Genomic DNA, 9,256 nt, shown 5'->3' on the forward strand with positions numbered 1-9,256 from the left:
GACGCGCTACGTGGCGGGCGACGACATCACGGTGAGCGTGGTGCTGAAGGACGCGGAAAACAACGCGGTGACGGGCAAAGGGCACACGCTGAACGGCAGCGCGGTGACGGTGCCGAACGCGGTGGCGAAAGCGGGCAGCAGCTGGGAGGAAAGCGCGCCGGGCACCTACGTGCGCGTCTGGACGGCGCAAACGGTGGGCGAGGATCTCACGGCAACGTTGAAAGTAAAAGATGGCAGTACGGTCTCCAATGTTTACAGCATCACCGCAGGCGCGGCAGCGGCAGCCGGTTCTGCTATTGCGGTGGACAAAGCGAGCTACGTGGCAGGCACTGAGATGCAGGTTACGGTGACGCTGAAGGACAGCCAGCAAAACGGGGTGAGCGGCCAGACGGGGATCCTGACGGATGAGGCGATCGGGGTAGCGAACGCCGAGGCCAAAGCGGGCAGCAGCTGGACAGAAGTTGGCGACAACTCGGGCGTCTACAACCGCACATATGTGGCCAAAACCACGGGTGAAAATCTGGCGGCGACGCTGAACTTATCCGATGGGAATAAAAAGTCGGGCGTCTACCGCATCACGGCGGGCGAAGCGACCACGGCAAACTCGGCTATCGCGGTGGATAAAGCGAGCTATGTGGCAGGCTCAGAGATGCAGGTCACGGTGACGCTCAAGGACGCACAGGGCAATGTGGCGAACGGCCGGGCGACGGCGCTGGCGAATGCAGTGACCGTGGCGAACGCGGAGGCGAAACCGGGTAGCGGCTGGACGGAAACCGGCGGCACGGGCGTTTACACGCGCACCTATGTGGCGAAAGTAGCCGGTGAAAACCTGAAAGCGACGCTGACGCTGGCGGGTGAAAGCCAGGCCTCTTACCTCTACAGCATCACCGCGGGCGCGGCGGCGGCGGCCAGTTCCGCGATCGCCGTAGACAAAGAGGTTTATACCGCAGGCACGGATATCCGGGTAACAGTGACGCTACAGGATGCGCAGGGCAACATGGCGGGCGGCCAGGCAGCAAGCCTGACGGATGCGGTCAGCGTGGCAAACGCGGAAGCGAAAGCGGGCAGCAGCTGGGCAGAAAGCAGCAGTGCCGGTATCTATACCCGCACTTACGTGGCGAAAATCGCAGGCGAAGGCCTGACGGCAACGCTGAAGCTGGCGGGCGAAAATCAGCTTTCCGATACCTACAGCATCATCGCAGGCGCGGCAGCGGCGGCCAGTTCCGCTATCGCCGTGGATAAAGCACTCTATACAGCGGGCACGAATATTCAGGTTACGGTTACCCTGAAGGATGCGCAGGGCAATATGGCGGGGGGCCAGGCAGCAGCGTTGGCAAATGCGGTGACGGTGCCAAATGCGGAAGCGAAAGCGGGCAGCGGCTGGACGGAAACCAGCAGCACGGGCATCTACACCCGCACTTACGTAGCGAAAACCGCAGGTGAAAACCTGAAGGCAACGCTGAGCTTATCCGGCGGCAATAACGCTTCCGGTCTCTACAGTATTACCGCAGGCGCGGCAACAGCAGCCAACTCGGCGATCGCGGTGGATAAAGCAAGCTATGTGGCAGGCACGGATATCCAGGTTACGGTGACGCTGAAAGATGCGCAGGGCAATTTGGCGAGCGGCCAGACGGCAGCGCTGACGGATGCGGTGAGCGTGGCGAACGCGGAGGCGAAAGCGGGTAGCGGCTGGACGGAAAGCAGCAGTGCCGGTATCTATATCCGCACTTACGTGGCGAAAATCGCAGGCGAAAACCTGAAGGCAAACCTGACGCTGGCGGGTGGAAACCAGACTTCCGGCGCCTACAGTATCACCGCAGATACAGCAACAGCAGCCAACTCCGCGATCGCCGTGGATAAAGCAACTTATACAGCGGGCACGGATATCCAGGTCACGGTGACGCTGAAGGATGCGCAGGGCAATATGGCGGGCGGCCAGGCGGCAGCGCTGGCGAATGCGGTCAGCGTGCCAAACGCGGAAGCGGGCAGCAGCTGGACAGAAAGCAAAGAGCCTGGCATCTACACCCGCACTTATATAGCGAAAACCGCAGGTGAAAACCTGAAAGCAACGCTGACGCTGGCGGGCGCAAACCAGACTTCCGGCGCTTACAGCATCACTGCAGGTACAGCAACAGCAGACAGTTCTGCGATCGCGGTGGATAAAGCGAGCTATGTGGCAGGCACAAATATCCTGGTCACGGTGACGCTGAAAGATGCGCAGGGCAATATGGCGGGCGGCCAGGCGGCAGCGCTGACGGATACGGTCACGGTGCCAAACGCGGAAGCGAAAGCGGGCAGCAATTGGAAAGAAACCAGCAGTACGGGCATCTACACCCGCACTTATCTGGCGAAAACCGCAGGTGAAAACCTGAAGGCAACGCTGGCGCTGGCGGGCGTAAGCCAGACTTCCGGCGGCTACAGTATCACTGCAGATACGGCAGCGGCGGCAAACTCGGCCATCGCCGTGGATAAAGCAAGCTATGTGGCAGGCACGGAAATCCAGGTTACGGTGACGCTGAAGGATGCGCAGGGCAATATGGCGGGCAGCCAGGCGGCAGCCCTGGCGGATGCGGTCACTGTGCCGAACGCGGAAGCGAAAGCAGGCGGCAACTGGACAGAAACTATCAGCACGGGTATCTACACCCGAACCTATATGGCAAAGGCTGCCGGTGAAAAACTGGCGGCAACCCTCGAACTGATGGGAGAAAGTAAAGCCTCCAACATCTACAGCATCACTGCAGGTGCAGCAACAGCAGCCAACTCCGCGATCGCCGTAGATAAAGCAACTTATATAGCGGGCACGGATATTCAGGTGAAGGTTACGCTGCGGGATGCGCAAGGAAATATGTCAGGCGGCCAGTCGGCAGGCCTGACGGATGACGTGGTCAGCGTGCCAAACGCGGAAGCAAAAGCGGGCAGCGCCTGGACGGAAGGCAAAGATCCGGGCATTTATATCCGTACTTACGTGGCGAAAAACGCTGGTGAAAACCTGAAGGCCGCCCTGAAGCTGGCGGGTGAAAGTAAAACCTCCAATATCTACAGCATCACCGCAGGTACAGCAACCACAGCCGGTTCCACCATCGCCGTGGATAAAGCGAGCTATGTGGCGGGCACGGATATCCTGGTCACAATCACGCTTAAGGATGCGCAGGGCAATATGGCGGGCGGCCAGGCGGCAGCACTGTCGGATGCGGTCACCGTGCCAAACGCAGAGGCGAAAGCGGACAGCGACTGGGCGGAGACCGGCAGCACAGGTATCTACACGCGCACTTATATGGCGAAGGCTGCTGGCGAAAACCTGAAGGCAACGATGACGCTGGCGGGCGGCAGCCAGACTTCCGGTACTTACAGCATCACCGCAGGCACAGCGACGGCAGCCAGTTCTGCGATCGCCGTGGATAAAGCAAGCTACGTAGCGGGAACGGATATCCAGGTCACGGTGATGCTGAAGGACGAGCAGGACAATATGGCAGGCGGCCAGGCAACAGTGCTGGCGGATGCGGTCACTGTGCCAAACGCGGAAACGGGCAGCGGCTGGACGGAAACCAGCAGCACGGGCATCTATATCCGCACTTACGTGGCGAAAACCGCAGGCGAAAACCTCAAGGCAACCCTGAAACTTACGGGCGGCAGCCAGACTTCCGGTACTTACAGCATCACTGCCGGTACAGCAACGGTAGGCGGATCCACCATCGTCGTGGATAAAGCGAGCTATGTGGCAGGCACGGATATCCAGGTCACGGTAATGCTGAAGGATGCGCAGGGCAATATGACAGGCGGTCAGGCGGCAGCGCTGGCGGATGCGGTCACCGTACCAAATGCGGAAGCGAAAGCAGATAGCAACTGGACGGAAGGCAAGGAGCCAGGCATTTATACCCGCACTTATATAGCGAAAGTGGCCGCTGAAAACCTCAGGGCAACGCTGAAGCTGGCGGGCAAAAGCCAGACTTCCGGCGCTTACAGCATTATCGCCGGTGAAGCCGTGGCGGCCAGCTCTACGATTACCGTGGATAAAGCGAGCTACGTGGCAGGCACGGATATTCGGGTAACAGTCAAACTGAAGGATGCGCAGGGCAATATAGCGGGAGGCCAGGTGACAATCCTGAACGATGCAGTCACGGTGCCAAACGCAGAAGCGAAGGCTGGCAGCAGTTGGAGAGAAACCCGAAGTTCGGGCGTTTACGAACCGGGTGTGTACAGCCGAATTTATGTAGCGCAAACCGCAGGCGAAAACCTTAAGGCCGTGCTGACGCTGACGGGCGAAAGTCAGACATCCAGCGTTTACAGCATCAGCGCAGGTAATGCAGCGGCAGCATACTCGGCTATCGTCGTGGATAAAGAAAGCTACATAGCAGGCACGGAAATCCTGGTAACGGTAACGATGAAGGATGCGCAGGGCAATGCGACATCACTGTCAGGTTTAAATCTTAGCGTGCCAAATACTGAGGAGAAAGTACGCTTCACCTGGATAGAAGGCGAAGAGCCGGGAGTCTATAGCTGTACTTATGTGGCGAAGGTTGCCGGTGAGAATCTGAAGGCAACGATGACGCTGGCGGGCGAAAGCCAGACTTCCAACTCTTACAGCATTACCGCAGGTACAGCAACAGCATCCAGCTCTGCCATAGCTGTGGATAAAGCGAGCTATGTAGCAGGCACGGATATCCAGGTCACGGTGATGCTGAAGGATGCGCAGGGCAATATGACAGGCGGTCAGGCGGCAGCGCTGGCGGATGCGGTCACCGTACCAAATGCGGAAGCGAAAGCGGACAGCGGCTGGACGGAAAGCAAAGAGCTGGGCATTTATACCCGCGCCTATCTGGCAAAAACGGTTGGCGAAAACCTGAAGGCGACGCTGAAACTGGCGGATGGAAGTCAGACCTCCGGTGTCTACATCATCACCGCCGGTACAGCAGCGGCAGCCAGCTCCACGATCGCTGTGGACAAAGCGAGCTACACGGCGGGCACGGATATTCAGGTCACGGTCACGCTGAAGGATGCGCAGGGCAATATGGCGGGTGGCCAGACAACCGCGCTGGCGAACGTGGTCACGGTGCCAAACGCAGAGGCAAAAGCGGACAGCGGCTGGACGGAAAGCAAAGAGCCGGGCATCTATACCCGCGCCTATCTGGCAAAAACGGCAGGTGAAAACCTGAAGGCAACCCTGAAACTGGCAGAGGGGAACCAGACTTCCGGCCTCTACAGCATCACCGCAGGCACAGCAACCGCGGCCAATTCAGCCATCGCCGTAGATAAAGCGAGCTATGTGGCAGGCACGGATATCCAGGTCACGGTCACGCTTAAGGATGCGCAGGGCAATATGACAGGCGGTCAGGCGGCAGCGCTGGTGGATGCGGTCACCGTACCAAATGCGGAAGCGAAAGCGGGCAGCGACTGGGCGGAAAGCAAAGAGCCGGGCATCTATACCCGCATTTACGTAGCGACAACGGTTGGCGAAAACCTGAAGGCGACGCTGAAACTGGCGGATGGAAGTCAGACCTCCGGTGTCTACATCATCACCGCCGGTACAGCAGCGGCAGCCAGCTCCACGATCGCCGTGGACAAAGCGAGCTACACGGCGGGCACGGATATTCTGGTGACGGTAGCGTTGAAAGATGCCTGGGACAACGTAGCAAACGGCCAGACGGCGATGCTGACGGATGAAGCGGTCAGCGTGGCCAATGCGGAAGCAAAATCAGGCAGCAATTGGGCAGAGGCCAGCGATAAACCGGGCGTTTACACCCGCACTTACGTGGCGAAAGTTGCCGGTGAGAATCTTAAGGCAACCCTGATGCTGGCGGGCGCAAGCCAGGTTTCCTCTCTCTACAGCATAACCGCAGGCGAAGCAACAACAGCAAACTCGTCTATCGCCGTGGATAAAGCGAGCTATGTGGCAGGTACGGATATCCAGGTCACGATCACGCTGAAGGATGCACAGGGCAATGGGGCAACTGGCCTGGCAGCGAGCCTGACGGATGAAGCAGTCAGCGTAGCGAATGCAGAGGCAAAAGCAGAAAGCAACTGGATAGAAACCAGCAGCCCGGGCATCTACAGCCGCACTTATCTGGCGAAAACGGCGGGCGAAAAGCTGAAGGCGACATTAAAGCTGGTGGACGGCGTTAAAACATCCGGCGACTACGATATTACCGTAGGCGAGCCAGCAGCAGTCTGGTCCGAAATTGCCGTAGATAAAGAGGAATATACGGCAGGCGAAGAAATGCTGGTGACGGTAACGCTGAAGGATGCGCAGGGCAATGCAGCTTATGGCCAGGCAACAGCGTTAACAGATGCAGTTACTGTGCCGAAAACGGTAGCGAAGACGGGCAGTAACTGGACAGAAACCAGCGACCAGCCGGGTATTTATAGCCGTACTTATATAGCGTACTACGCAACTAACGCAGAAAGCGCAATATTGAAATTGTCTGGCGAAAGTAAAACCTCTAATAACTACCGTATTAAAGCGGGCGAGGTATCGACAGCAACTTCGTACATTTCCGTAGAAAAAGAGATAACTGCGGCAGGCGTGGTGATGCTGGTGAAGGTGATGCTGAGAGACGCATATACCAACCTGATAGCCCAGCAGGAAGCGAACGCTTTATTAGAAAAGGTAAAAGTCTCAAATGCGCAATTCATTACCGGGTGGGAGCAGGGGCCTCTGGTGGGCCACGAAGATCTACTGAAAAAGGCAGGAATTAAGGATGATGACAATACTGATTACTCCTACAGGGCCCTATATATGGCCGAAATCGCGGGAGAAAATCTTAGGGCAAGCCTGTCGCTTCCTGACGGAGAGATCTATTCCAACTACAGCATAATTGCAGGTGCACCGTCAACGTCGTCTGAGCTACCAAGTAAATTCTATTTTAGTGACGACGGAAGTGCTCTTAAGACGCTTTACCCAGTGGAAAGTGAGATACACGTATGGGTGAAATTGCGGGATAAATATGGAAACCCGATACCCGGTCAGGCGGACTTGCTGAATGATTGGGTTACCATTCCAAACGTGGAAGCGAAAACAGGCAGCAGCTGGGCGGAAGACAAAGAACCTGGCATCTACACCCGTACCTATATAGCAAAAATTGTTGGCGAGAATTTAAGGGCGACCCTGAAATTATCCGAAAAAAAATTAACTTTCATCTACATTATCAGCGCAGGCGCAGCAACGGCAGCAAACTCGACCATAGCCGTAGATAACACAACCTATAAAGCGGGCGCGGATATCCAGGTCACGGTAACGCTGAAGGATGCCTGGGGTAATGTAGTAAAAAAGAAGGAGACGAGTCTGACAGATAAAGCGGTCAGCGTGGCCAATGCGGAAGCGAAGGCAGACAGCAACTGGACAGAGGCCAGCGATAACCCTGGCGTTTATACCCGCACTTATGTGGCTAAAGTTGCCGGCGAAAATCTTAAGGCAACCCTGATGCTGGCGGACGCAAGCCAGGCTTCTTCTCCCTACAGCATTACCGCAGGCGAAGCAACAATAGCAAACTCGGCTATCGCCGTGGATAAAGCGAGCTACACGGCGGGCAGCGATATCCAGGTCACGGTAACGCTGAAAGATGCGCAGGACAATATGGCGACCGGCCAGGCGGCAGCGCTGACGGATGAAGCGGTCAGCGTGGCGAATGCGGAAGCGAAAGCAGGCAGCGCCTGGGCAGAAACCAGCAGTCCTGGTATCTACGCCCGCACTTATCTGGCGAAAACGGCAGGTGAAAACCTGAAGGCGGCGTTAAACCTGAATGACGGTGTTAAAACATCCGGCACCTACGATATTACCGCTGGCGCACCAGCAGCAGACTGGTCTGAAATCGCCCTGGATGCATGGTATAAGGTGGGCGATGAAATGCTGGTGACGGTCACGCTTAAGGATGCGCAGGGCAATATGACGGGCAGCCAGGCGGCAGCGCTGACGGATGCGGTCACTGTTCCGAACGCGGAGGCGAAGGCAGGCAGTAGCTGGAGCGAGGACAACAATAATCCAGGCATCTATACCCGAACTTACCTGGCCGGTGCTCCAGGTAATAGTCTAAAGGCGTATCTGACACTGTCGGAAAGAAAAAATGCACGACAAAGTTATGACATCACACCTGGCTATGAAGTATCAATTTGCGGTGCTAATAATAGTATGTTTTCTGTGTATATCACGTTAACAAATGTGCATGGCAATATGCTAAGTGGTCTCAGTGGCTATCTTGAGAATGTCCAGGTAGATCTGGAAGCTGTGTCAGGAAGCAACTGGACAGAGGTTAGTACTGGTGTTTATCTACGTTATTATCCTGTGCCGACAGATATAGATAGTATGGAGACATTGACCTTCCGCATGCCGGGTTATGTAGTCACCTTTATGAACCCCTCGCATTTTTTAAGTCGGGCCTGTAAAGTCTATAATTAATGGAGGGCATATTTATCAGCTTTGGTTCTGCTCTGACATAAAATTACCATAACGATTTTATTAAAACTTAATAAAGTTATAAAAAAGTATATCCGCAAGGAGTAAATCTTTAGAATTATCCTGATGCCAATCTAAAGAACAAGCCCGGCGCCGGAGGCGCGACTAAAACGGAGTCAGCATGCTGTTTAAAATTATGCCTGCTGCATCGGCAATGCTTCTTGTCGCCTGTTCATCAGGCGTAGCCACGCATGCAGAAACAATGTCGTTAAAAGCGGAGCAAGAAGCCGGAGCGGAAAGCATCACGCCCGTTATCAAACATGCTATGAACGAGGGGGTGCCGATTAATCCGGTAGCTTCCAGCAATCAACAATGTATCGATTATTTTAATTTTTTGCGCCAGACCGGGGATAAGCACTATCAAAAGTATGCAAAGGAATATACCAAAATAAGTGAGGGCTACGATTTTCTACAGGCCCATGAAGAAACCATGGGTGCCGATGCTAAACGCGTCTACACCATGGAGCTGGATATGAAGCTGGATACCCTGTGCCTGGAGGTTAATTTTAACGGCTACAGGGTTATTCAACAAAAGGTCAGAGAGCTTTACGGTATCTGATTTATTAATGACCGGAGGTTTTTACCCGCCATTCTGCCGGGTATATAACGGATAATCTATTCTCAGGGATGAGTGACTATTATGTTTACTAAATTACGGCTGCATAAAATTGTTGCATATATACTTATATGGGTTCAGCTTTTAACGCCGCTGCTTTCCGTGATGCCTTCAATAGCGCGGGCGGACGTACCGGCAGAGATGCAGCAGACCATTCAGGGCCTTAATTCACTTATCCTTGAGCAGGATCCGGC

The 9,256-nt window shown here is 55.4% G+C and carries 2 protein-coding genes; both read left to right on the top strand.

Annotated elements, in window-relative coordinates; translation table 11 throughout:
• The first annotated feature begins 10 nt into the window (after nucleotides 1-10).
• Nucleotides 11-8,389, top strand: a complete 8,379-nt coding sequence (locus ACETPC_RS23545; RefSeq protein ID WP_380184862.1) for a hypothetical protein — start codon at nucleotides 11-13, stop codon at nucleotides 8,387-8,389.
• A 178-nt stretch (nucleotides 8,390-8,567) separates the two neighbouring features.
• Nucleotides 8,568-9,005, top strand: a complete 438-nt coding sequence (locus tag ACETPC_RS23550; RefSeq protein WP_380184863.1) for a hypothetical protein — start codon at nucleotides 8,568-8,570, stop codon at nucleotides 9,003-9,005.
• Nucleotides 9,006-9,256: the final 251 nt, after the last annotated feature.

Origin of the sequence: Pantoea sp. sgz302252 (assembly GCF_042610525.1) — a bacterium.
Lineage (GTDB): Bacteria > Pseudomonadota > Gammaproteobacteria > Enterobacterales > Enterobacteriaceae > Erwinia.

What these genes read in the sequence shown, in the direction of transcription:
- ACETPC_RS23550 (WP_380184863.1), top strand. Translation starts at nt 8,568, where the DNA reads ATGCTGTTTAAAATTATGCCTGCTGCATCGGCAATGCTTCTTGTCGCC.